The following is a 22,406-nucleotide window of genomic DNA, read 5'->3' as shown; positions in this document are numbered from 1 at the left end:
AGTGTCAAGCTAATCAATGACATGGCATTTTGCCGTTAGTCATTTCAAGGCTTCACCCCGCGGTGCACCGCGTGGGTCGTTTTTGGGGAGTGGTCGGACATGCACAGCCTTTTATCACCGGGTATCCGCCTGTTGGGGCGTTTCGGCTTTGCGCGCAAGTTCCAGATCCTGTTCTTCCTGTTCATGCTGCCCCTGGCGGGTAGCCTGTGGATGATCGGCTCGGACTATCGCGACAAATTGACCGTGATTTCCAGCGAGCAGTCCGGTGTCCGGCAACTGTCGGCCTTGGACGCGTTGGATGGCCAGTTGACGGCCCAGCGCAACCTGGCCGCACGCTGGAAGGCGGCGGACATACTGCACGCGCCCACCCCCGCGGCGAAGGCGGCGATGGACAAGGTCGACGCCAATTTCCCGGTGATCCTGCAAAGCCTGCAAAACCTGGGCGATTCACTCAAAGCCCAGAACGCCAGCGCTGACATCCTCGCGCGCTTCGACGCCTTGCAGGCGTCAGTCAAGGGCATGGATTCCCAATCCCTGCGCACGGTGGGCTGGTGGCCGGACGGTTATGACCGTTTCACCTCGGCGCTCACCGCCATGCAAACCCTGCGCGAGCAGATCACCCTGGATGCTGGCCTGATCCTCGACCCGTGGCTGGAAACCTACCTGCTGATGCAGATTTCCACCCAGCACACCCCTGACCTGATCGAGCGTATCGGGCGCATGGCCAGTGTCGGCCAGTCGTCTATCGCGTCGGGGCAGTTCACGTTGCAAAGCCGCTTGCAGATGCGTGACCTGCGCGGTCGGATCGGCGACGCGCGGGACCAGTTGGTCAAGGCGGCAGGCTCGCTCAAGGCCAAGCAATACGCCGGTCTCGAACCCTGGACCGCGCAGTACGACGACAGCCTGCAACGGCTGGACAACGAACTCAAGGTGCTCGACGACGGCGTCTTCGGCGGCACCATCAAGCTCGACACCGCAGGCTTCGAACGCAGTGTCGACGCGATGCTCGACAGCCTCGGCGCGCTGCGTAACCAGTCGCTGCATTCGCTGGACGCGCGCTTGGGTTACTACCGTGATCGTTCGCTGCAGAAATTCATTCCCGTCGCGGCGACATTCAGCCTGCTGGCCTTGGCCGCGCTTTACCTGTTCATATGCCTGCAAGCCTCGATCCGCCGTAGCGCCAGCGGCATCACCACCCTGGCCGAGTCCCTGCGCGACGGCAACCTGTGCGTCGAGGTGGCGGTGGAAGGGCGCGACGAACTCGCGGCCATCAGCACCGCGCTCAACGTTGCGGTGGTGCAACTGCGCACCAGCCTGCTGGGGGTCAACCACGAGACGCAGCAACTCGGCTCGGCGGTGCTCACCCTCAATTCGCAATCGGGCAGCACCCTGACCGAAGTCGAAGACCAGCAACTGCAAATCAGCCAGATCGCCGCCGCCGCGACCCAGTTGGCCGCCACCTCCCTGGGCGTCGCCAAAAGCTGCGAACAAGCCTCGGGCAGCGCCCAGCAGACCCGACGCATCGCCGAAGACAGCAGCCGCGACAGCCAGCGCACCACGGCCAGCATCCAGCAACTCAACCTGCGCCTGACCGACACCGCCGATGCGCTGGAGCAGGTCAGCCAGCAGGGCCAGCAGATTCAATCGGTGGTCGACACCATCCGTGGCATTGCCGAGCAGACCAACCTGCTGGCGCTCAACGCCGCCATCGAAGCCGCCCGTGCCGGTGAGCAGGGCCGCGGGTTTGCCGTGGTGGCTGATGAAGTGCGCAGCTTGTCGCAACGCACCCAGGCGTCTACGGCGCAGATCGCCGGCACGGTCGACAGCCTGCGCGCCACGGTCAGCCAGGCGGTCACGTTGATGGGCGCCGCGTGTGAACAGGCACTGACGGATGCTGAATCCGTCACCGGGCTGGGCACACGTTTGGGCGAGATTGCCGGTGCGGTGCAACACGTCACCGACACCCTGGCGCAGATCGCCACTGCTGTTGAAGAGCAAGCGGCGACGGCGGATGAAGTGAGCGGCAATATTCAGCAAGTGGACCAGGCGGCCGGGCGTTTGCTCGACGGCGCGCGGGCTGTGAACCGAGCGGCCGACACCTTGAGCAAAGGCAGCCAGGCATTGAGCGACAACACCGCGCGGTTTCGCCTGGGCTGAACAGGTTTTTGTGGTGACCACGCTTCCTGTGGTGTGAGCGGGGCAAGCCCGCTCACACCACAGGAAGCTTGCTCACCAAAACAAGTCTGCTCACCACAACAAGCTCCCCCACCACAGGAACCTTCGGCTTCTACAGGGCTCACTTACTAGGTCGCCCTGTTTCGTCGCCGAAAGGACTCCGCATGACTTCAGCCCCGCCAACGACCCTCCCGCACGGCCCCGTCACCCGCGAACTCAGCCTGCGCGCCGTCATCACCGGCAGTGTCCTCGGCATCCTGCTCACGCCGTCCAATGTCTACGCCGGGTTGAAAATCGGTTGGTCGTTCAACATGTCGATCATCGCGCTGTTGATCGGCTACGCCATCTTTCAAGGAGTGGCCAAGCGTTCCACCGACCACCTGCCGTGGACCTTGCATGAAAGCAACATCAACCAGACCGTCGCCTCGGCCGCCGCTTCAATCATTTCCGGCGGGCTGGTAGCGCCGATCCCGGCCTATACCTTGCTGACGGGCAACCAGTTGGACGCTATCCCCATGATTGCCTGGGTGTTCTCGGTGAGTTTCCTGGGCATCTGGATCGCCTGGTATCTACGGCCCTCGTTGCTGAATGACAAGGCGCTGAAATTCCCCGAGGGCATGGCCACCCTGGAAACCTTGCTGCACATTTACAACCATGGGCGCGAAGCCGCGACGCGCTTGAAGGTGCTGCTCAGCGCCGCGTTGCTCTCCGGGCTGGTCAAGTGGGTCGATACTTTTATGTGGGCCTTCCCGCGCTGGTCGCCCAGCGCTCAGTTGGAGCGCCTGACCTTCACCGCCGACCCTTCGCTGTTGCTGGTGGGCTTCGGCGGTATCATCGGCATTCGCGTGGGCCTGACCCTGCTGCTCGGCGCCTTGCTCGCGTGGGGCGGCCTGGGCCCCTGGTTGTTGGCGCAACACCTGGTGACCTTGCCTGCGGGCAGCAGCGGCCCGCAGTTCGCCGCGCTGGTGGAGTGGTTGCTGTGGCCGGGCGTGAGCTTGATGGTGTGTTCCACCTTGGCCTCGCTGGCGATTCGTTTGTGGGCCCTGTACCGATCAACGCACTCCGGCGGCGAATCGACCTGGACGGTGCCAAAACCGGGGCCGGCCGCCGGTTTTGTGCTGGCGATTGTGCTGGTGGTGAGTCTGCAGGCGCTGCTGTTCGGCATTAATCTGGGCATGGCGTTGCTCACGATCCCATTGGCGATCTGCCTCGCCGCCGTCGCCGCGCGCGTGGTGGGCGCCACCGGCATTCCGCCCATCGGCGCCATTGGGCAACTGTCCCAGCTGAGCTTTGGCATCGTCGCGCCGGGGCAGGTGCCGATCAACCTGATGAGCGCCAACACGGCCGGTGGCTCGGCCGGGCAGTGCACCGACTTGATGAATGATTTCAAAGTGGGCAAGGCCATTGGTGCCACGCCGCATAAGCAGGTGATCGCGCAGATCCTGGGGATTTTCATCGGCAGTATCGTTGGCGTATTCGCCTACCTGGCGTTGATCCCGGACCCGCAAACCATGCTGCTCACCGAAGAGTGGCCGGCCCCGGCGGTCGCTACCTGGAAAGCCGTGGCGCTAACCCTCACCCATGGGGTGGATTCACTGTCCACCAGCATTCGCTGGGCGATTGCCATCGGCGGCCTGGTTGGCGTAGTGCTCGGTGTGCTGGACAGCACCTTGCCTGCCCATCGTGCCCGCTTCCTCCCGAGTGCCGCCGCCCTGGGCCTGGCCTTTGTGCTGCCGGCCTCGGTCTCGTTGATGATGGCCCTGGGCGCGATACTGACCTGGCTGCTGAGCTGCCGCTGGCCGAGCCTCACCGAGCGCTTTGCGATTACCGCCGCCGCTGGCTTGATTGCGGGGGAGAGCATCACCGGCGTAGGTGCTTCACTGTGGTCGATGGTGCACTGAAGCGTGGCTCGGCAGTTGCCGAGCCAGCCGCCATGGCCTCAGGCGATCTTCACATTCATGGTGATCCTGGCGGTGAACACCTTCACTTCGCCCTCATCAAAAATATCCACCGGCACGATCTTGTCCCCCGCGGTGGACCAATCAATACCGCTGCCATCCGCTACGGCACGGATGTTCGTCTTGGCCTTCGCCAGGTACTCCACGGTCATGCCCTTTGGGATCCATTTGGCACCTGACGGTATCGACACGTCCGTCATCGTCCCACCTGCCAATTCCGCCGCGTTGCACAACGCAATGGCATGCACGGACGCCAAGTGGTTGGTGATTTCTTTGCGAAACGGCACATTGACCACCGCATGCCCAGGGCGCAGTTCGGCGATTTCCGGGTTGATGGTGCTGAAGTAGGGCGCCACTTGGCAGGCCATTTGGCTGAACGCTGCAGGGCCTGCACTGTTGAACATGCTGAGAAACTGGCTCATGGATTATCCTCGCAATGGGTTAACAGAATAATATTCTGTAAAAGAACGATATTCTGTAAATTCCATGGGTGTCAAGCCATGCCTTCTCTGCAGGCGGCTGTACCTTTAGACTCCGTACATTTGGCGAGCCACTCCATGCACGCACCTGACCTGATCGAGCGCACCTTCCCGGGCCGGCGCAGCGACCTCAAGCGCAGCATCCTGCGCGAGGCCCTGGCCAGCTTTAACGACGTGGGTATTGAAGCGACGAATATCGAAACCATCCGCGCGCGGTGCGAGACCAGCGTGGGCGCCATCTACCATCACTTCGGCAATAAGGAAGGCATCGTCGCCGCGCTGTTTTTTGCCGCGCTGGAAGATCAGGCCGCCTTGCGAGACCACTATCTGAAGCCGGCGCAAACCGCCCAGGCCGGCGTGGAAGCGCTGGTGCGCAGTTATGTGGAGTGGGTGGATGCGCAACCCGAATGGGCGCGCTTTATGTTCCAGAGCCGTTTCGCCGTGGCCAACGGCCCGCACAAGGACGAACTGCTCACCCGCAACAAGCAGCGCAATGCGCAATTGACCGAGTGGATGAGCGACGAAGGCCGCCGCGAGGCGTTCAGCCATATTCCGGCAGAGCTGTTGCTGTCGCTGATCATCGGCTCGGCCGAAAGCTATGCCCGTGCGTGGTTATCCGGCCGGGTCAAACACAGCCCCAATCACTACGCCGCGTTGCTGGCGCAGGCGGCGTGGGCCTCGATCAGCCAAACGCCTGCATAATCGGCAGACATTTAATCGTCGGCACTCTTGGAGGCTGGCGTAGTCTGTTTCCAAGACATTCCTCTCGCCCTGCGGAGCCTTCAATGATCATCGTCCACCACCTCAACAACTCACGCTCGCAACGCATCCTGTGGCTGCTCGAAGAACTCGGCCTGCCCTACGAGATCAAGCGCTACCAACGCGACCCGAAAACCAACCTCGCTCCGCCGGAACTCAAGGCGATCAACCCGTTGGGCAAATCGCCGGTGATCGAAGACGGCGGCCTGGTGCTGATCGAGTCCGCCGCCATCATCGACTACCTGATCCGCCGCCACGGCCAGGGCCGCCTGCAACCGGACCCCGCCAGCGCCACCTACGACCACTACGTGCAGTGGCTGCATTTTGCCGAAGGCTCGGCCATGTTGCCGTTGATGCTCAACCTCTACGTCGGCCGCCTGGGCGAGGCAGGCGCGCCGTTGCATCCGCGGATCGAATCGGAAGTGGCCAACTACCTCGGTTACCTGAACGACGTGCTCGCGGGCAAAGCCTACCTGCTTGGCGATGAGTTGAGCGGCGCGGACGTCCAGATGAGCTTTATCGGCGAAATCGCCAGGGCCCAGGGCAAGTTGCAGGCCTACCCGAACCTGGCAGCGTGGGTGGAGAAATTCCAGGCGCGACCTGCGTATCGCGAGGCGGTGGAGCAGGGCGGGGCGTATGCGTTTGCCCAGTGAAGCCACTGGCGTGACGTCTTAAGGCGGTAGCAAGGCGCCGTTCATCCCGCGCGCAGTGTTTACAACTGTTAACGGATTGACCGGCGCAATCGCTATAGGCTTTGGGGTGTCCGCCCTGGAGCCCATCGCCATGAACCTGCGAGCCGTCACTGCCACGTTGTTTGCCTTTGTCCTGTTGCTGCCGTCACCGGCCGAGGCCGCGAGGCCTATCACCCACGTCGCCATCTACCGGGGCCCGGCGGGTTGTGACGACTGTTCCGAAAACGTGGCGAAGGCCCTGCAACGACTCAACCCCAACTATCACATCGATTTTGTGGGCGCGGATGAGTCGATCGACATCACGCCACAAACCCTGGCGCGCTACGACCTTTACGTGCAGCCGGGCGGCGGTCAGGACATTCCTGGCGCGCTGCGTAGCCTGGGTGAAGCACGCAGCGAAGCCATCCGCAGCTACGTCGCCAACGGCGGCCGCTACCTGGGCTTGTGCATGGGCGCCTACCTGGCGGACGACAACAACCTCGGCCTGATCCCCCAGGACCTAGACGGCGAAGCCGGTCGCCCTGGTTTTGAGGTGGCCGGCATCGCCGATGCCGCCGTACAGGTCACGTGGGCGGGCAGGTCTGATCACGTGTTCTTCCAGGACGGCCCCTACTTTCCCAAAGGGTCGTACAAAACCATCGCCACCTACCGCAACGGCGACGTAGCGGCGGCGCGGTATACCTATGAAAAGGGCGTGGTGGTGCTGAGCGGTCCGCACCCTGAGGCCAGTCAGGAGTGGTTCGAGAATGCCGACATTCCGTTGAGCAAGATGCCTGAGGGGGATCTTTTCGGCTCGCTGATACGCAGCTTTTGAGACCCGCCTATCCTTTGTAGTGGTTAGACCACCCTGTGTCAGCGCACCACGTCCAGCGTCTGGATTTCATTCACATAGTGGGTCTGGCTCGACGTCGACTCCAGCGTCAACGCGACGCCCAGGTCTTCGATAAACGCGCGATTGGACGAATAACCGTCCTGCTCGCAGGTCAACCGAATGGCATCACCCGTCAACGACGCGAACACCTGGCGCGCCGGGAAGCGCTCGCCCACCTTGCAGGTCAAGGTGGTTTCGACCGGTTTGTCGGTAGGCTTGACCGGCACATTGGCCATCTTCAGGTGCGCACTCAGGGTTTGGCCCGGCGCCCAGCTCGTCGGCAGTTTCACCTCGGCCTCTCGGGTCTGCAGCACCTGGCCTTCGCCCACGCCGTTCATTTTCGATTTCAGCTGGATCAGGTCCGCCAGCATCAGGCGGTCCACATTGAAGGCGCCGCCGTAGGCTTCATTCTTCACCAGCAAACCGCCCTCGGCCTTGAACCGGATGGTGATCGGCGCGTCCTTGCCCGCGGCGTTCTTCGACAGATAGCTGTAGCTCAACGTCTTGAACTTGGGCTGCAACAGCGGCGCGTCGAGGCCCTGGAGCACGTTGGGTGGCACCGGCACATCGGCCAGATGGGTGTCGGCGACGGTGCGCGGGTAATCCACTGGCGCGATGTCCGGCCGCAACAACGCCAGCAACCCGGCATTCACGCCACCCTGCACCGAACAGCTCACACGGGAATGCTTGCCCTCCGGCTCCACGATCAGCACCCGCTCCACATTGCGCAGCCCCGGTGCCTTGCCCGGCATGGGCTTGATCGCCTGCCAACTGTTGCCCACCTTCAACTCGCTGCGCGTGTATTGCCCCTCGCCTTTTTGCAGCGCACCGGGTTGGTCCAGCAACGCCGCGACGCGCGGGGCGACTTCATCCATCGTGCCGTCCACCGTGAAGCCCCAGAAGTAATACAGGCCCAGCGGGCCAAGATCGCTGACCTCATCGTTATAGGACAGCAGCTTCAACCCCGCGATGGCCGGCGCGGTCACCGGCACTGCCGAGGCCTTGGGTTCGGTGCGGTCGCGCACCGCGATCCAGGTGAAGTTCTTTTCCTGCTTGAGTGGGGCATAGGCCTGCCACGCATCACGGTGCGTGTTCAGGCGGCTGAAGAACGTCTCGTCACAACGGGTGAAGGCCTTGAGCGTGTCGACCAACGCGGCGTCGTCGGCCTGGGCAAAGGAAGGCGACAGCAGGGCTGACGCGAGCAGGGCAGCGGAAAACGGCAACTTCATGGGACAGGACTTCCTTATCGACAGGCGAGGAACAGGGCGGAGACATTATCCAGCAGTTGGATGTCAGTCTCTAGTTGGCTGAGCGCATCAGGCGCAAACGCCAGTTACCGCCGTGCTGGGCATGGCAGGCTTCTTCAGAATCCAAGTGAACGCAACGCGCCAACGGTACCGGCGGGATCTCGGCGTCGTGCAGCGCGGTGGCGGTCAACTCGCGGATACGCGCGTCCAGCCCTGTCGCCACGGCCTGCGCCTGGCTGGCGCGGGTGTCAAAGACCCAGGTGATACGCAGGCTGCCGGGGAAGTCGGCGTAATTGACCGTGTGCGTCAGCCATTCAAACCCGGGGATTTCGGCTTTGGCGGTTTCGCAGGCGTCGGTGAGCGCGGCGACAAGGCGGCGTTCGATGCGGGTGCTGTCGCGTTTTGATGAACTCACAGAGAGCTCCGTAAGAAGGCAGGTGCCGCAGATTAACAGGGCGCGCGCTACGCCTGAACCCTAAGCGCACGGATGATAAATGCATGCAGACTGTTGACCGCCTTGGACCCGCGAGAGTCTCGACTGCGCAGAATCGACACCTCCATCGGTTCAATACTCCCCAACCCTTGTTCGCTGCCCAAGACCTGCAGTGACGGCTGCACGGTGCACTGAGTGATCGCGGCAATCGCGAGCCCGCCCTCGACCGCAGCCACTTGGCCGGCGAGGCTGGAGCTGTTGTACACCACCTTGAACTGACGCCCCTGCTGGGCCAGTGAACTCACCGCATACCGCCGCGCCAGGCTGGCGCTTTCGTAGACGGCGATGGGCACCGGGTCCCGGCGCCACAGTTCGAACTGAGGCGAGCCTACCCACACCATCGGTTCCTTGAACAGGAAGGTGCCACTGTGCGGCGAGTCCCTGGACACCAGCGCCAGATCAAGATCACCGCTACGCACCCGTGGGATCAGGGCGGTGGACTGTTCACAGGTCAACTCAATGTCCACACCGGCGTAGCGCGGCGCAAAACGCTTGAGCACCGGCGTGAGGTACTTGGCCGCATAGTCTTCCGCGACCCCAAGGCGGATGCGCCCAGTCAAGGTTTCGCCATGAAACGCCGCCTGGGTCTCGGCGTGCAGCGCGAGCATACGGCGCGCATAACCCAGCAGCGTCTGGCCGTCATCGGTCAACTGCAGATGCCTCGGGCCACGGTTCAACAAGGGGCGTCCCAGCGCGGCCTCCAGTTTCTTCATTTGCATACTGACGGCAGACTGCGACCGGTTCACCTCATGGGCCGCGCCCGACAGCGAACCGGCGTCTACCACTGCCACGAAGCACTTGAGCCAATCGATCTGCAAATCACTGGAAGGCATGCGGGTGACCTCTATTCGTTAATCGAATGACTGTTGCGTGAATTATGCGCTTTTCATGATAGCTGTTCGCTCGCAGGATGCGGGCTTGAACCCACCGTTGCCGGACCTGATCATGCCCTTCGAGACTTGGTTGCTGTACCTGTTCACCTGCTGCGGCATCGCCGTAGTGCCAGGACCTAATGCGCTGCTGGTGCTGACCCATGGCGCGCTCCACGGCAGCCGCAAAACCCTGTTCACCATCAGCGGTGGTGTACTCGGCTTTGCCATGGTGCTGACGCTGTGCGCGTTGGGCCTGGGGGCACTGATCCAGGCTTCGGCCACCTGGTTCATGGCTTTGAAAGTGGCCGGCGGGCTTTATCTGATCTGGCTGGGTTTCGGCCTGTGGCGCTCGGCCCCCGTCAGCCTGGATACGACCGGCACGGTGAGCCAGCGACACTGGTCGCTGTTCCGCCAAGGGTGGGTATCGGCCCTGTCAAACCCCAAGGCCTTGTTGCTGTTTACCGCGTTTATTCCACCGTTCCTCGACCCACACAGAAACCTCATCGCGCAGACGGCCGCCATTGCGTTGACCTACGCGGTCGTCGAGTTTGTCGTTGAATACACCGTGGCCAGCGCCGCGCACCGCGTTCGGCCTTGGCTGGCGCGAACGGGGCGACGGTTCAACAAAGTCTGCGGCGGGTTCTTTGTGCTGTTTGGGTTGGCGTTACCCATCCACAGCTGACGGAAATGGCATGGGCTTCAGTCCTTGCGACCTTCACACACCGCTTTCAAGCCCAGCACGGTAGTGGGCGTCTGGCCGATATGCGTGGTGGTACTCACCACCATGTTCGCGCCACTGTCGCCTTCCAGGTGATACGGTTTGCCGTCGCAGACTTTCGCGGCTTTCTGGTTGATGTTTTCCAGCAGGCCTTCTCGGGAATTGAAGATGCTGCCATGGCTGGTGATCATGTATTCGCCCGGTGCGACTTCATTGGCGCCGGTGAAGGTGCAGCCGGTCAAGGCCGAGGAGATGCATCCGAGCAGCAGGATTTTTTTCACGTCCATGTTCTCAAGTAGGGGGTTGAGGGCCGGGAAGTCTACAACAATGCCAGGCTATTTTTCTGCGCTGTGAGAGCATGGCTGGGAAAAAGAGGGCGTCGTTAGAAAGGAGCATTAAATGGACAAAGCGCAACTGATCGCGCAGGCAGAAAGGGCCCCATACGGGCTGTTTCCATGGAGCCAATTTGTCGCTCACACCGAGTTCCTGTGGCAGGACACTGTGCTGGTGGTGGACGCTGCCGCGTGGCAGCGCCAATGGTTCGAGCTGGAAATCATCAATGGCTTGGCATTGGCCGAGTGGGAAGAGCAGGGCAGGCCCGAGGACTTCTCCGCGCGTTGGCGTGAGGGCTATCAGCAGGAAGCCCTTGAGCTGGTGAATGATTTGCTGGGGCTGACTGCTGAGATCGGCATGTTGCCCTCATTATCTCGCCCGCCCTGCCGATAACTTGCGCTGCGGTAATCAATAGGGAAGCCTCGCGCAGGAAGCCGGATGAAGATGTTTGACGTTAACCGTTATGCTCAAATGTATTACCAGAATATCCAGCCATCACCGGGTAACGACTACCCGCGACTCAAGGCATGGGAGTTCCTCTACGAGTACATCTGGGACGAATGCCGACCTCATTGGGCGGACCTCATCAATGATGATCAGATCGACACGACAGCGCTGCACATCGGGTTCTACCTGGCGAACTGGGGGATGTTCCGCGGCTCCTCGGGGTTGTTGCAAAACAGCAACCTTGATCTGATGAAAGCATTGGCCAAGTCTCTCTTTACGGGCAAAGGTCCGGAATTGCTTGAGCTCTCTTTGGATGATTTTGCAGCGGGCTCGCCAAACCTGGTCTACAACCAGAAGCTCTTGGACGAGGTATTAGGGGCGATGGAGCAGCTGGCCAGTAACGTCTCTTGGACGGATACGCTCAAGACCAAAATCCTGATGGGCGTCTTGGGGGAGTGCCCGGCGCTGGACCGCTTTTATATTGCGGCTTGCCGAGATCTATTTCCGCGCCTTCCACACATCACTGCGGCCCGCGGAAAGGGCCTCACTGCGCTGGCAGGTGTGGTCCGAGAATTGAAGGTTCGCCCCCTGGTGTTGAAGACGACGCGGCTGAAACTGCCATATTCCACTGCTCGGGTTATGGATATGGCGCTGTTTGAGTATGGGCGTGGGTTGTAAGAAACAGCAGGGGCGTCACTTGCAATAAATCGGTAGGTTTGTTGGGGCTGTTCATCGAAAAAACGCCCCTGTTGTGTGTTCAAAATGATAGAGCGAAGAAGATGGAAGAATTAGACCAGGGATTTAAAGGGTTTGACTTTAAGGCCGCGATCGAGGACTTGAAAGCACGGGCTTTGCTCGCGCGGCAAACGAGGCGAATTATTGCGATCAGTATGTTTTTCGCGATCTTTACCGCCGTAACGGTTGTGTATTTTTTTAATGTGGGTGGCATCACGTCCTACCGAAGTTTTGCAGAAAGAATTTCGAATAGCGCGCCACGTGACCCCAGTATTTTTCTGCGTACCTCCCGAGATTTATTGAATAAGGCCTACCCTGATGAATTGGTCGCCATGGGCAAAGCAATGGATGGCGAGAAGGTGAAGAAAGTAGAGCTTATGTCAGAGGAACGCCTGGCCTACCTGCATGAAGTTGATCGATTGGTTGGGCTGTATGAGCGCGCCGAAAAAGCGTCCAAAGAAAAGGAACCAGAGTCAGCAATGAGAGGTTCTGATTGGGTTTCTTCACTTTCTTCCATTGCATTTTCTATCGGCGCGATTGCGTTAGCCATCCTCATGCTTCAAGTCGCAATTTCTTTTTTACGGTACTACTCTCAATTGGCAGAGTTATACGATGCCCAGGCAGGCGCACTCATCGCCTCAAATGGTAATGCCGACAGGGCGGTGAAGTTTTTTGAGGCGTTTTCACCCACGCCGGTGACCTTCGGCAAGACGCCTCTAACGCTCTATGAGCGAGCGTTTGATGCGCTTACATCGATTAAAGGTAGGGAGAAGTAGTCCCGGTCATAAGCGTGTCGCCTATCTTGAAGAATAACGATTGAGCGACTCGGAGTCCGCCCTCTCGGACATCGAATGCCTGCACCGCATTAGCCTTGACCTGATCGGCGAGCAAGACCTCAAAGCCCTCTCCGGCAAGATTGTCGACGCCGCCTTGTCCATACCGGCTCGTCGTTCGGCACCCTGCAGTTGCTGTGCCCCGAAGGGCGCGCGTCCGGTCGTCTGAGTGCATGATATCTTCGACTATCCAAAGCTGGCTTTTCCAGTTTGACCGCTACCTCACTCACCTCACCAAAGGCAACATATGCCTGTAACTATCCGCCTTGCTGTACCGGAAGATGCACAACGCCTGCCTGCCATTGAAACCTCCGCTGCTCAAGCATTTCGCTTAATTGATGAGTTGAGTTGGCTGGCTGAATCGCCTCCGATGTCCATCGAACGTCATAGCCAACTCATTGCGCTATCGACATGTTGGGTTGCACTTGATGCCGAGAATCGGCCACAAGGATTTCTCAGCGCCGAGCGCCATGGCAGTGATCTTCATATCTATGAATTATCAGTGATGCAATCGATGCAAGGACAAGGTACAGGGCGGCGACTGGTTGAGGCCGCGAAGGATTATGCGCGCTCAATCAGACTTAGTTTTGTAACGCTTACAACATTCACAAACGTGCCATGGAATGCACCCTTTTACTCCCGCATAGGCTTTCAGGCTAAAGCCACCGCAGATCTAGATGAGAGGCTGGCGGGGATATTGAGTGAGGAATACAAGCATGGATTCGCTCCGGACAGTCGGTGTGCCATGGCATGGCCAGTGGCGTAATTACAAAACTGTCAGGCCTCCAAGCCTCTAGGAAAAGAAGGTGAGTCTGCCGGACGCTTGTTGAGGGCGGATGTGCACATTGATCTGCTGGTGATGGATGTGGGGTTGCTGGGCGGGATAGGTGCGTTGAAGCCGTTTGCGGTGGAGGTGTTGGGGGGAGGGTTCGGGAGTTGCTGGGGAGGTAGGGGGATAGTTGTGTACTCCGGAGCAGAGCGAGAATGACTGTCTGCTATCGGCCAGAAGCTGCCGTTCACGCCTGCTCGTTTTCGCCCTGAATCATTCGCCCGATACTTTCCCAACTCGGATAGGGAGTTGGCGTCAGCGATATTCGGCGCTAGCCATACTGCACGCCTCTCATACACCCAGATTTCTACTGCTGAAGCATCAAACTGCGCCATAAGATCACTGTCGGTGCAACAGGTAAGAGGTCTGTTTGTGGCGCTATCTGTTTCGGCAACTTTTTTGCAGCCGACTCGCTCAGCTCGGATGACGAGTGCTGGTGTGCTTCAAATTGCTCGGGCGCAGTCGGCATTGATAGGCGGGTAGTCATTTGATCGTAACGACGACCTTGCCTTTGGCCCGTCCCTGTTCGACGTATTTCAGAGCCTCTGCCGTTGATTCAAAGGAAAACGTTCGATCAATCACCGGATTGATGATGCCCGCCTCAACCAGTGCGCTGATTTGTTGCAGTTGGGTGCCGTTGGCGCGCATGAACACGAACGAGTACTTGATGTCCTGCTTGCGTGCCCTGCGCCGAATGCCGAGGCTCAGCAGACGCATAACCTGCTGCAATGGCCAGGATAACCCTTGCTCCTGTGCGAACAGCGCAGTGGGCGGCCCTGAGATGGAAATCAGTTGGCCGCCGGGTTTGAGGACCTTGAGTGACTTGTCCAAGACATCGGTGCCGAGGCTGTTCAACACCACGTCGTAGCCGTGTAAGACATTTTCGAAATTCTGCTTTTTGTAGTCGATGACCACGTCAGCCCCCAGCAGCTTGACCCATTCGACATTCGCGGTGCTGGTGGTTGTGGCGACAAAGGCACCCAGGTGTTTGGCAAGCTGGATGGCAATGGTGCCGACGCCGCCGGAGCCTGCGTGAATCAACACCTTCTGGCCCTTTTGTAGCCGGGCGGTGTCGACCAGCACTTGCCAGGCAGTCAGTGCCACCAAGGGCAGGGACGCGGCTTGCGCCATGCTGGTATTGGCTGGTTTCAGGGCGATCGCGTTCTCGTCCACGGCAATCCTTTCGGCGAACGTGCCGATCCGTCCTTGCGGCGGGCGAGCGTACACTTCGTCACCTGGTTTGAAGCGTGTCACATGCGAGCCGACTGTCACCACTACCCCCGCCAGGTCGTTGCCCAGAATCAGCGGAAACGAGTAGGCCAGGATCAGCTTGAACTCGCCTGTGCTGATCTTCGAGTCCAGCACGTTGACACTGCTGGCATGGACCTCGATCAAGACGTCGTGGGCACCCACTTCCGGGGCTGACGCTTCGCCGAGGCGTCCGGGTTGCTTGCCGTAGCGATCAATAAGAAATGCTTTCATCGAGGTGCGGCTCTTGTCGGTTGTAGGGAGGGTAGCCGGTGCGTGGTCAGGTATCGAGGAACGCCTGCGCCTTGGCCACAAAATCAACGTGGTGCTGGAAAATCCCGCCGTGACCGGCATCCTGATAAATCACCAGCTCTGCGTTGGGGATACGCTTGGCCAGTTCAAACGAATTGATGCTGGGCACCATGATATCGGTGTCGCCGTTGACGACCAGCGCAGGTGCCCGCAAGCGTTCGAGGTCTTGCGGCGGCTGTTTGCCCCACGCGGTGATCGCTTTCAACTGGCGCAGGAAAGCACGGGGCGTCGGGCCTTGGTCACGATTGTTCTTGCGGGCTTGCAGGCGCTGCAAATACTGCGCGGCAGATCGACGGCCGTTGGCCGTAGAAGTGAAGAACAGGTAGAATTTCGGATCGCGCAGGGTCAGCAGGCCTTTGAGAATCAATGGCCACGACACCGCGCCAACTTTGCCGATACCGCTGCCGCCAGCCGGCCCGGTGCCGGTCAGAATCAACCGCCGCACCCGATCAGGCGCCTTCAGAGCGATGTCCTGAGCGACGAAGCCGCCGAGGGAGAATCCGAGCACATCAACGGTTTCCAGCCCCAGCGCACGGATCAACTGAATCGCATCGTCGGCCATCTCGCCAACGGTCAGTGGCGCGGTTCCACCCGAGCCGCCGATGCCACGATAGTCGGTGGTAATGACGCGTCGGGTTTGCGCCAGGCCATCGATGATTGCGGGATCGAAGTTATCGAGCACCGCGCCCCAATGGTTGAACATTACAAGGGGCACACCGGTAGTGGGGCCGATATCGCGGTAGGCGAATGGAATACCGTTGACCGTGATCGATTGGTTCGCAGCGTTGATGAACGACGTTGGCGAACCCGAAGGGGGATTTGTCTGGGCTGAATTCATTACCACTCCCGATTTCTGGACGGATTCGATGCAACGCCTTGCGCTTGCATCGAATCCGCCCCAAATGCTCACTACCTGAAGATCACTCTGGAGTCTGGTAACGCTGAGCAACCGCGGACTGACGTATTTGCCCGATCAGGCCCAGTCGTGCGCCCTGCAGGGCATCCCAACGCTCCGCTTCGTGCAGCGGCGGAATGGTCACGGGTTCACGACGATCGAAGCCGACGAGAGCGGCATCCACCAGATCGCCCACTTCCATGATTTCACTCAGGGTGTTGATGTCGACGCCGGAGCGATCCCATATTTCCGTACGCGTGGCGGCCGGCAGCACGGCCTGCACGTAGACGCCTTGAGGCGACAGTTCCAGGCTCAAACCTTGGGACAGGAAAAGCACAAAGGCCTTGGTCGCACCGTAGACCGTCATGCCGAATTCCGGTGCGAGGCCTACAACCGAACCGATGTTGATGATCGAACCTTCACCGGCCTTGGCCAGGCGTGGAGCGATGGCGCTGGCGAGCCGAACCAGCGCCGTGGTATTGAGGGCGACCAGTTGCGCCACTTTATCGGTGCTTTGCTCGACGAAATGACCGGACAGTGCAGCGCCGGCGTTATTGACGAGGATCCCGATGTGGGCGTCGTCGCGCAGACGGTTTTCAACGTTGCTCAGATCGCCGGGTTGAGTCAGGTCCGCCGGGATCACATCGACGTTGACGTTGTGTTCGCTGCGCAAGCGCGCGGCCAGTACATCCAGGCGCGCCTGATCGCGGGCAACTACCACCAGATCGTGGCCGCGTTGTGCAAAGCGTTCGGCGTAGACGGCGCCAATCCCGGTGGAGGCGCCAGTGATCAAAACAGTTGGGCGAGTGCTCATGGGGTATCTCTCTTTCAGGATATGAGAAACAGAACGAGCTCAGCTTGCGCTGATGCTCGATTCAGCCAGTGTCGGGTAATCGATGTAGCCTGCCGCGCCGCCGCCATAGAGGGTGGCGGGATTGAACGCGGACAACGGCGCGCCATGTTTCAGGCGTTCCACCATGTCCGGGTTGCCAATGAAGGGGCGACCGAAGGCGATCAGGTCTGCCTGGTCTTCAGCGAGCCGCGAGGTGGCCAGATCGAGGTCATAGCCGTTATTGGCGATGTAGGTGTTTTTGAAGCGCTGGCGCAGGGCGGAGAAATCGAAGGGCGCCACGTCACGCGGGCCGCCGGTCGCGCCTTCGACCACGTGTAGGTAAACCACGCCGAGGGCGTCGAGTTGTTCTACGACGTAATCGAATTGCGCCTGCGGATCGCTGCTGGATACGCCATTGGCCGGCGACACTGGTGACAGGCGTACACCGGTGCGGTCGGCACCGATCTCACTAACCACAGCCTCCGTCACTTCGAGCAACAGACGAGCACGATTTTCAATCGAGCCGCCGTAAGCATCGGTGCGCAGATTGGCGTTGTCCTTGAGGAATTGATCGAGCAGGTAGCCGTTGGCACCGTGAATTTCCACGCCATCGAAGCCAGCGGCGATCGCATTGGCCGCCGCCTGACGGAAGTCGCTGACGACTCCCGGCAGTTCGCTGATGTCCAGTGCGCGAGGCTCGGAGACGTCTTCGAAGCGGTTGTTGACGAACACTTTGGTGGCGGCGCGTAGCGCAGAAGGGGCCACGGGGGCAGCGCCGTTTTCCTGCAGGTCGACGTGCGAGACGCGGCCGACATGCCACAGTTGCAGAAAGATTTTTCCTCCCTTGGCATGCACGGCATCAGTCACGGCGCGCCAGCCATCGATCTGTGCCGACGTGTAGATTCCCGGGGTGTCTTGATAGCCCTGTCCCTGCCGGGAAATCTGCGTGGCTTCGCTGATCAGCAAGCCGGCGCTGGCGCGCTGGCTGTAATAGGTCGCCGCGAATTCGCTAGGGACGAAGCCTTGACCGGCGCGGTTGCGTGTCAGCGGCGCGAGAACGACGCGGTTTGATAGCGTGAGGCTGCCTAGTATGTAAGGAGTGAACAGAGTCTGCTTGGTCATCTGATGAATCTTCCGTGCCCGTTGATGAAGATCAGTGGTGCTTGCAATTATGATGATGATCGAAATCTAAACTGTCAACAATTTTGATTATAGGTGACATCTATGTATCATCGGACTTAGGATTTCCCGGGAAACACGAGGTATTGCAAGTGAGAGTAACCAAGGCCCAGGCGCAGGCAAATCGAGAGCGCATCGTTGAAACCGCCTCAGAGCTGTTCCGTGAGCGGGGCTTTGACGGCGTCGGCATTGCTGATCTCATGGCGGCCGCTGGTTTCACTCATGGTGGTTTCTACAAACATTTCGGGTCGAAGGCAGACCTGATGGCCGAAGCCTCGGCGTGCAGTCTGGCCAAATCGCTGACAGCCGCCCAAGCTCTGGATGTTCCGGGCTTCATCAACGTTTACGTGAATAGAGAACATCGCGACGGACGCGGCAGTGGTTGCACGATGGCCGCGCTGTGTGGCGACGCGGCGCGTCAGGCGGACGATGTGAAAGCGACGTTTGCCGAAGGCATAGAACACACCCTGCAGACGCTAGAAGAGAAATACCCGACGGGAGCGGATCCTGAGCCGGGTGAGGGCAGAAAGAAAATGATCGACCTGCTTTCACGTGCCGTCGGCGCGATTATTTTGTCGCGCGCCTGCCCGGATGACTCCGCACTTGCTGATGAAATACTTGAAGTGTGCCGGGCAGAAATGGTTGCTTCATTGCCGGTCGATGAGGTGGAGCCGGTGTAGAGACGGCGCTCATTCAAAGAGTAGCTTCAGTAGAAGTGCGATGATTATGCTCGGAGCAGAAAGCTGATTTGAGTCCAAAACGATGGGGCGCGAATGACGGTTTTTGGCCGATAGCTGCCGTCCACAAATGACTGCTTTCGGCCATAGGGAGTATGACGGGACTCCAGTAGAGCGGTCCGTAGGGCGCGGACGAAATCGCTAGGGTGCGGCGTCGTCTTGGCATCGCCCACGCCGTAGCCACGGGTGAACAATCAGGCTTGAAAATCGCAGCGTTCGATGTGGCCACCTGCGGTGTCGTGAACGTCCGTAAAAGGGTGGATTTCCAAAAGTCGAGACAGCGAAGTCAGCCAGACGGCAACAATGTGATCCTGCTTTTTTTGTTAGATCTGAGTCTGTTTTTAACGGGGCGACGCTCTATAGAGTGTATATCCGACGCACAAGTGGACAGTGATCGGCCCGCTACTGTTTCTGGCTCTCTGAAGACCGGACGAATCGAGAGTCTTCAGGAATCACCATGAATACTCGTCCAAGCTTTCAGAGCAAGACCTTCCCCCAATCGCAACGTGACATTCTCGGCATGATCGCGACCGATCAGCATCTGGGCGATGTACTCTGCGCCATCTGCCAGATGCTCGACACACAGACTCCCGAAACCTACTGCTCTATCCTGCTGGCGGATGCAGAGGGCAAGCACTTACTCAACGGCGCGGCACCAGGTCTGCCGGCCGAGTACAGCGAGGCGATAGATGGAATGGCTATTGGTCCGCAGGAAGGGACCTGCGGCACAGCAGCGTTCCGGCGCGAGCTTGTAGTCACCGAAGACATCGCACGGGACCCGAACTGGGAACGTTTCCGCAGCCTGGCGCTGGGGCATGACCTGCGTTCCTGCTGGTCAGTCCCTTTGCTCTCCCATGAAGGAACGGTGTTGGGGACATTTGCCCTGTACCAAAAGAGTATCCATGCGCCGGACGAGGTGCAGATTCAACAGCTGGTGTTTGCCGCGCAACTGGCAGTCATTGCGATCCGTCATGAGCGTGACGGTCGGCGATTGGAGGAGAGCGAACAACGTTTTCGTTCATTGTTCACCTATAACCCCAACCCGGTGTTCGCCCTCGATCTGGCCGGCAACGTCCAGAGCGTCAATCCTGCGGGCCTGAAGCTGAAACCGCAGACGGCCGTCAATTTCATTGGTCATCATTTTTCCCATCTTGTACTCGATGAGGATCTGCAACGGGTCAGTCAGCATTTTTGCGCAGCCCGTGCCGGATCGCCTCAGCGCTTCGAGGCACAGCTTCGCGACGAAAGTGAGCAACTGTTGACCATGGATATCTCCAACCTGCCCATCATGGTCAACGGAGAGATTGTGGGAGTATTCGGCATTGCCCGGGACATCAGCGCACAGAAAAATTTCGAACGCGAATTGAGCTTCAATGCCAGCCATGACCGGCTGACCGGTTTGCTTAACCGTGTTTCGCTTGAAGAGCGACTTGTTCGGGATTGCCACATCAGTCGTCGGCGTAATCGGCGTCTGGCGGTAATGTGCATTGATCTGGATGGATTCAAATCCATCAACGATTCGATCGGGCATTACTTCGGCGATCAGGTGCTGATCGAAGTGTCGCAACGCATGACCCAGCAAGTTCGTCCCGGTGACACCATCGTGCGCATGGGCGGTGACGAATTCATTGTGCTGCTGCCGGACCTGCTGCGTGACGAGGACGCAGTGCCAGTCGCCGAGCGCTTGATGGCCAGCATTGCCAGACCCTACTGCATCCAGGGCATTGACCTGCATGTGAGTGCAAGTGTCGGCATCACCCTGAGCGATGGTCACATTGAGCAGCCGATGCAACTGATCCAGCAGGCTGACATGGCCATGTACAAAGCCAAGCAGCAAGGGCGCAACAACTTTCAGTGGTACACCAGCGAGCTCAATCAACGTGTTTGCGAGCACGCGAGCCTGCGCAATGACTTGCAAAAGGCTATCGAAACTCAATCCTTCCAGCTGCATTATCAACCGCAGATAGACGCACGCACGGGGCAGGTGGTCGGGATCGAAGCCTTGCTGCGCTGGGAGCATCCGGAAAAAGGATTTATCTCACCAGCGGTGTTTGTAACAGTGGCTGAAGACAGTGGTCAGATCATCCCGCTGAGCCTTTGGGTACTCGATACGGCCTGCGCGCAGTTGCGTCAACTGGGCGAGCAGGGCATCACAGGCATCTCGATGGCCGTGAATATTTCGCCGATGCATTTCCAGCGTGGGCAGTTCGTCGAGTGTATACAGGCAGTGCTGAACAGGTACGAACTTAGCGCCGGGCAGTTGGAACTGGAGATTACCGAGTCGCTCCTGTTGCATAACGTTGAGCAGGCGATCGACACGTTGCACCAGCTCAAGGCTCTAGGTGTACGCATTGCGCTCGATGATTTCGGCACCGGTTATTCCAGCCTCAGCTACCTCAAGCGCTTACCCATCGACAAAATCAAGATTGACCGTTCTTTCATCCGGGATATCGCTACCGACCATCACGATGCCGCGATCACCCAAGGCATTATTTCCATGGCCCATCACCTCAGCCTGACGGTGGTCGCCGAAGGTGAGGAAACCAAGTCTCAAGTGGATTTTCTCAAGGGCGGTCGCTGCGATGTTTTTCAGGGGTATTACTTTGCTAAACCGATGCCCTATGCTGACCTCGAAGCCTTCCTAAGCCTTCGCGCGTCCCGGTCCCTGACGCCCGATCTTGTCTGTTCCGAAGTTTGAAAAGGCGAATCTTCAGATTCGAACGAGTCCGGTTGCCCTGAACCACACTTCAGTTGCCACTTCGGTCCTGGAGCGTTCCTGTTGAGCGCTTCAGATCTTTTGCCGGGTCCAGAAGCGTTTGGGAAACTGAGCGCTTTAGACCCAAGCTCTGCTCAACACGCCTGGCCGTGGACGCATTAAGCGCGTGACTGTTGTTGGCACTGGAGGGTACAGAAAATTCGTTCAGTTACTACGGTAAGCGTCATCAACGACTATAGTCATTGGTGAGCCAGAGCGAATCCGACCATTCCCCTGCCAACCTGGCCTAATCCAATTCCGCGATTACACGGCGGATCTTCTTGTGTTCCTTGATGCGGAACGTAAACGTTTCGCTGCCGAAATTACTCAGGCTCAGGCTGAGATCGAGGCAGCGTTGTCTTTTTTTTCCCCTTGATGGTGGATGGAGTTATCCCGCCGGGCACGTCGTATCCCACTGAGCACGTCCCAACCACCCATCTATCAAGGTTCAAGCAATGAATACTTCAGAGTTAGATGATGCACAAAAAACCAATGGCGACCTGGTTCAGGGTCCGCTGCCGGCCGGCACTGTCGCGCCCGACTTCACTCTTCACGCAACCCCTGATCAACAGTTGTCGCTGCGTGAGCTAAAGGGAAATCCCGTGATACTGGCGTTTTATCCCGCTGACTGGACTTCGGTGTGTGGTGACCAACTGACCTTGTACAACCAGTTGTTACCCACCTTCAGAGAATATGGTGCGGTGCTATTGGGTATCTCGGTTGACAGCGCCTGGTGTCATCAGGCCTTTGCCAAAGATCGAAATTTCCACTTCAGCCTGCTGGCCGATTTCGAGCCCAAAGGGGCGGTGGCACGACAGTATGGAGCGTACGAGTCCCAGCTCGGAGTTTGTAAGAGGGCACTGTTCGTGATTGACAAGGAGGGGGTGGTCGCCTGGAGCTACGTCTCACCAATGGCAATCAACCCTGGGGCGGACGGCATTCTGGATGCGCTGGATGCTCTGGTGAATTCGCCACAAAGCACGCCAACCAAAAATTAACAGGTGATT

The 22,406-nt window shown here is 59.2% G+C and carries 23 protein-coding genes; 14 read left to right on the top strand and 9 right to left on the bottom strand.

Annotation, left to right across the window (positions count from 1 at the left end; translation table 11 throughout):
• Positions 1–99: 99 nt before the first annotated feature.
• Both ACP7C6_RS03775 and ACP7C6_RS03770 read left to right on the top strand, forming a co-directional pair.
• Positions 100–2,157 carry a methyl-accepting chemotaxis protein gene (locus ACP7C6_RS03775; protein WP_426108281.1) on the top strand — a complete coding sequence of 686 codons (2,058 nt, stop codon included), beginning with the start codon at positions 100–102 and terminating at the stop codon, positions 2,155–2,157.
• 182 nt (positions 2,158–2,339) lie between these two features.
• Positions 2,340–4,076 carry an OPT family oligopeptide transporter gene (locus ACP7C6_RS03770; protein ID WP_068932073.1) on the top strand — a complete coding sequence of 579 codons (1,737 nt, stop codon included), beginning with the start codon at positions 2,340–2,342 and terminating at the stop codon, positions 4,074–4,076.
• 38 nt (positions 4,077–4,114) lie between these two features.
• Here the strand turns inward: ACP7C6_RS03770 and ACP7C6_RS03765 are convergent, their stop codons facing one another.
• On the bottom strand, positions 4,115–4,555 hold the full coding sequence (locus tag ACP7C6_RS03765; RefSeq protein WP_068932072.1) for a hotdog fold domain-containing protein: 441 nt from the start codon (positions 4,553–4,555) through the stop codon (positions 4,115–4,117).
• A 135-nt stretch (positions 4,556–4,690) separates the two neighbouring features.
• On the opposite strand from ACP7C6_RS03765, the gene ACP7C6_RS03760 reads away from it, so the two are divergent.
• From ACP7C6_RS03760 to ACP7C6_RS03750, 3 genes are all read left to right on the top strand, one after another.
• Positions 4,691–5,314, top strand: coding sequence for a TetR/AcrR family transcriptional regulator (locus ACP7C6_RS03760; protein WP_236321173.1), 624 nt, complete (start codon positions 4,691–4,693; stop codon positions 5,312–5,314).
• 83 nt (positions 5,315–5,397) lie between these two features.
• On the top strand, positions 5,398–6,024 hold the full coding sequence (locus ACP7C6_RS03755; protein WP_426108280.1) for a glutathione S-transferase family protein: 627 nt from the start codon (positions 5,398–5,400) through the stop codon (positions 6,022–6,024).
• 130 nt (positions 6,025–6,154) lie between these two features.
• Positions 6,155–6,877, top strand: a complete 723-nt coding sequence (locus tag ACP7C6_RS03750; RefSeq protein ID WP_426108279.1) for a BPL-N domain-containing protein — start codon at positions 6,155–6,157, stop codon at positions 6,875–6,877.
• Between the two features lie 38 nt (positions 6,878–6,915).
• Here the strand turns inward: ACP7C6_RS03750 and ACP7C6_RS03745 are convergent, their stop codons facing one another.
• The 3 genes from ACP7C6_RS03745 to ACP7C6_RS03735 form a co-directional block, all read right to left on the bottom strand.
• Complete coding sequence (locus tag ACP7C6_RS03745) at positions 6,916–8,163, bottom strand: hypothetical protein (RefSeq protein WP_028617171.1); 1,248 nt, start codon at positions 8,161–8,163, stop codon at positions 6,916–6,918.
• Positions 8,164–8,233: 70 nt separating this feature from the next.
• On the bottom strand, positions 8,234–8,596 hold the full coding sequence (locus ACP7C6_RS03740) for a hypothetical protein (protein WP_068932067.1): 363 nt from the start codon (positions 8,594–8,596) through the stop codon (positions 8,234–8,236).
• 47 nt (positions 8,597–8,643) lie between these two features.
• On the bottom strand, positions 8,644–9,507 hold the full coding sequence (locus tag ACP7C6_RS03735; RefSeq protein WP_426108278.1) for a LysR family transcriptional regulator: 864 nt from the start codon (positions 9,505–9,507) through the stop codon (positions 8,644–8,646).
• A 112-nt stretch (positions 9,508–9,619) separates the two neighbouring features.
• Here ACP7C6_RS03735 and ACP7C6_RS03730 point away from each other — a divergent pair, with 112 nt between their 5' ends.
• Positions 9,620–10,228, top strand: a complete 609-nt coding sequence (locus ACP7C6_RS03730; RefSeq protein WP_122687155.1) for a LysE family translocator — start codon at positions 9,620–9,622, stop codon at positions 10,226–10,228.
• Between the two features lie 17 nt (positions 10,229–10,245).
• On the opposite strand, the gene ACP7C6_RS03725 is transcribed toward ACP7C6_RS03730, so the two are convergent.
• A complete protein-coding gene (locus ACP7C6_RS03725) occupies positions 10,246–10,545 on the bottom strand; it encodes a hypothetical protein (RefSeq protein ID WP_028617167.1) in 300 nt (99 codons plus the stop codon).
• Between the two features lie 118 nt (positions 10,546–10,663).
• On the opposite strand from ACP7C6_RS03725, the gene ACP7C6_RS03720 reads away from it, so the two are divergent.
• The 5 genes from ACP7C6_RS03720 (at position 10,664) to ACP7C6_RS03700 (ending at position 13,378) form a co-directional block, all read left to right on the top strand.
• Entirely contained in the window at positions 10,664–10,990 is a 327-nt protein-coding gene (locus tag ACP7C6_RS03720; RefSeq protein WP_308907771.1) for a hypothetical protein, read from the top strand.
• A 45-nt stretch (positions 10,991–11,035) separates the two neighbouring features.
• Complete coding sequence (locus ACP7C6_RS03715; protein ID WP_426108277.1) at positions 11,036–11,722, top strand: hypothetical protein; 687 nt, start codon at positions 11,036–11,038, stop codon at positions 11,720–11,722.
• A gap of 101 nt (positions 11,723–11,823) precedes the next feature.
• On the top strand, positions 11,824–12,555 hold the full coding sequence (locus tag ACP7C6_RS03710; RefSeq protein WP_426108276.1) for a hypothetical protein: 732 nt from the start codon (positions 11,824–11,826) through the stop codon (positions 12,553–12,555).
• Positions 12,556–12,595: 40 nt separating this feature from the next.
• Positions 12,596–12,781, top strand: a complete 186-nt coding sequence (locus tag ACP7C6_RS03705; protein WP_426108275.1) for a hypothetical protein — start codon at positions 12,596–12,598, stop codon at positions 12,779–12,781.
• 78 nt (positions 12,782–12,859) lie between these two features.
• Entirely contained in the window at positions 12,860–13,378 is a 519-nt protein-coding gene (locus ACP7C6_RS03700; protein WP_073860023.1) for a GNAT family N-acetyltransferase, read from the top strand.
• A 546-nt stretch (positions 13,379–13,924) separates the two neighbouring features.
• On the opposite strand, the gene ACP7C6_RS03695 is transcribed toward ACP7C6_RS03700, so the two are convergent.
• The 4 genes from ACP7C6_RS03695 to ACP7C6_RS03680 form a co-directional block, all read right to left on the bottom strand.
• Complete coding sequence (locus ACP7C6_RS03695) at positions 13,925–14,923, bottom strand: NADP-dependent oxidoreductase (protein ID WP_028617163.1); 999 nt, start codon at positions 14,921–14,923, stop codon at positions 13,925–13,927.
• A 46-nt stretch (positions 14,924–14,969) separates the two neighbouring features.
• A complete protein-coding gene (locus tag ACP7C6_RS03690; protein ID WP_426108274.1) occupies positions 14,970–15,839 on the bottom strand; it encodes an alpha/beta fold hydrolase in 870 nt (289 codons plus the stop codon).
• An 82-nt stretch (positions 15,840–15,921) separates the two neighbouring features.
• Positions 15,922–16,710 (bottom strand): SDR family NAD(P)-dependent oxidoreductase, encoded by a 789-nt coding sequence (locus ACP7C6_RS03685; RefSeq protein ID WP_028617161.1) that lies wholly within the window; start codon positions 16,708–16,710, stop codon positions 15,922–15,924.
• A gap of 39 nt (positions 16,711–16,749) precedes the next feature.
• Positions 16,750–17,850, bottom strand: coding sequence for an alkene reductase (locus tag ACP7C6_RS03680; protein WP_426108273.1), 1,101 nt, complete (start codon positions 17,848–17,850; stop codon positions 16,750–16,752).
• Positions 17,851–17,999: 149 nt separating this feature from the next.
• On the opposite strand from ACP7C6_RS03680, the gene ACP7C6_RS03675 reads away from it, so the two are divergent.
• The 3 genes from ACP7C6_RS03675 (at position 18,000) to ACP7C6_RS03665 (ending at position 22,397) form a co-directional block, all read left to right on the top strand.
• Entirely contained in the window at positions 18,000–18,587 is a 588-nt protein-coding gene (locus tag ACP7C6_RS03675) for a TetR/AcrR family transcriptional regulator (RefSeq protein ID WP_178083559.1), read from the top strand.
• Between the two features lie 514 nt (positions 18,588–19,101).
• Positions 19,102–21,342, top strand: a complete 2,241-nt coding sequence (locus ACP7C6_RS03670) for a putative bifunctional diguanylate cyclase/phosphodiesterase (protein ID WP_426108272.1) — start codon at positions 19,102–19,104, stop codon at positions 21,340–21,342.
• A 512-nt stretch (positions 21,343–21,854) separates the two neighbouring features.
• On the top strand, positions 21,855–22,397 hold the full coding sequence (locus tag ACP7C6_RS03665) for a redoxin domain-containing protein (RefSeq protein WP_078047885.1): 543 nt from the start codon (positions 21,855–21,857) through the stop codon (positions 22,395–22,397).
• Positions 22,398–22,406: the final 9 nt, after the last annotated feature.

Origin of the sequence: Pseudomonas sp. TWR1-1-4 (assembly GCF_049897165.1) — a bacterium.
GTDB classification, from domain to species: Bacteria; Pseudomonadota; Gammaproteobacteria; order Pseudomonadales; family Pseudomonadaceae; genus Aquipseudomonas; species Aquipseudomonas canadensis.
Note: the sequence above shows the minus strand (reverse complement) of the source record. Positions and strands in the feature narration are given on the sequence as shown.

What these genes read in the sequence shown, in the direction of transcription:
- ACP7C6_RS03775 (WP_426108281.1), top strand. Translation starts at nt 100, where the DNA reads ATGCACAGCCTTTTATCACCGGGTATCCGCCTGTTGGGGCGTTTCGGC.
- ACP7C6_RS03770 (WP_068932073.1), top strand. Translation starts at nt 2,340, where the DNA reads ATGACTTCAGCCCCGCCAACGACCCTCCCGCACGGCCCCGTCACCCGC.
- ACP7C6_RS03765 (WP_068932072.1), bottom strand. Translation starts at nt 4,555, where the DNA reads ATGAGCCAGTTTCTCAGCATGTTCAACAGTGCAGGCCCTGCAGCGTTC.
- ACP7C6_RS03760 (WP_236321173.1), top strand. Translation starts at nt 4,691, where the DNA reads ATGCACGCACCTGACCTGATCGAGCGCACCTTCCCGGGCCGGCGCAGC.
- ACP7C6_RS03755 (WP_426108280.1), top strand. Translation starts at nt 5,398, where the DNA reads ATGATCATCGTCCACCACCTCAACAACTCACGCTCGCAACGCATCCTG.
- ACP7C6_RS03750 (WP_426108279.1), top strand. Translation starts at nt 6,155, where the DNA reads ATGAACCTGCGAGCCGTCACTGCCACGTTGTTTGCCTTTGTCCTGTTG.
- ACP7C6_RS03745 (WP_028617171.1), bottom strand. Translation starts at nt 8,163, where the DNA reads ATGAAGTTGCCGTTTTCCGCTGCCCTGCTCGCGTCAGCCCTGCTGTCG.
- ACP7C6_RS03735 (WP_426108278.1), bottom strand. Translation starts at nt 9,507, where the DNA reads ATGCCTTCCAGTGATTTGCAGATCGATTGGCTCAAGTGCTTCGTGGCA.
- ACP7C6_RS03730 (WP_122687155.1), top strand. Translation starts at nt 9,620, where the DNA reads ATGCCCTTCGAGACTTGGTTGCTGTACCTGTTCACCTGCTGCGGCATC.
- ACP7C6_RS03720 (WP_308907771.1), top strand. Translation starts at nt 10,664, where the DNA reads ATGGACAAAGCGCAACTGATCGCGCAGGCAGAAAGGGCCCCATACGGG.
- ACP7C6_RS03715 (WP_426108277.1), top strand. Translation starts at nt 11,036, where the DNA reads ATGAAGATGTTTGACGTTAACCGTTATGCTCAAATGTATTACCAGAAT.
- ACP7C6_RS03710 (WP_426108276.1), top strand. Translation starts at nt 11,824, where the DNA reads ATGGAAGAATTAGACCAGGGATTTAAAGGGTTTGACTTTAAGGCCGCG.
- ACP7C6_RS03700 (WP_073860023.1), top strand. Translation starts at nt 12,860, where the DNA reads ATGCCTGTAACTATCCGCCTTGCTGTACCGGAAGATGCACAACGCCTG.
- ACP7C6_RS03695 (WP_028617163.1), bottom strand. Translation starts at nt 14,923, where the DNA reads ATGAAAGCATTTCTTATTGATCGCTACGGCAAGCAACCCGGACGCCTC.
- ACP7C6_RS03690 (WP_426108274.1), bottom strand. Translation starts at nt 15,839, where the DNA reads ATGAATTCAGCCCAGACAAATCCCCCTTCGGGTTCGCCAACGTCGTTC.
- ACP7C6_RS03685 (WP_028617161.1), bottom strand. Translation starts at nt 16,710, where the DNA reads ATGAGCACTCGCCCAACTGTTTTGATCACTGGCGCCTCCACCGGGATT.
- ACP7C6_RS03680 (WP_426108273.1), bottom strand. Translation starts at nt 17,850, where the DNA reads ATGACCAAGCAGACTCTGTTCACTCCTTACATACTAGGCAGCCTCACG.
- ACP7C6_RS03670 (WP_426108272.1), top strand. Translation starts at nt 19,102, where the DNA reads ATGAATACTCGTCCAAGCTTTCAGAGCAAGACCTTCCCCCAATCGCAA.
- ACP7C6_RS03665 (WP_078047885.1), top strand. Translation starts at nt 21,855, where the DNA reads ATGAATACTTCAGAGTTAGATGATGCACAAAAAACCAATGGCGACCTG.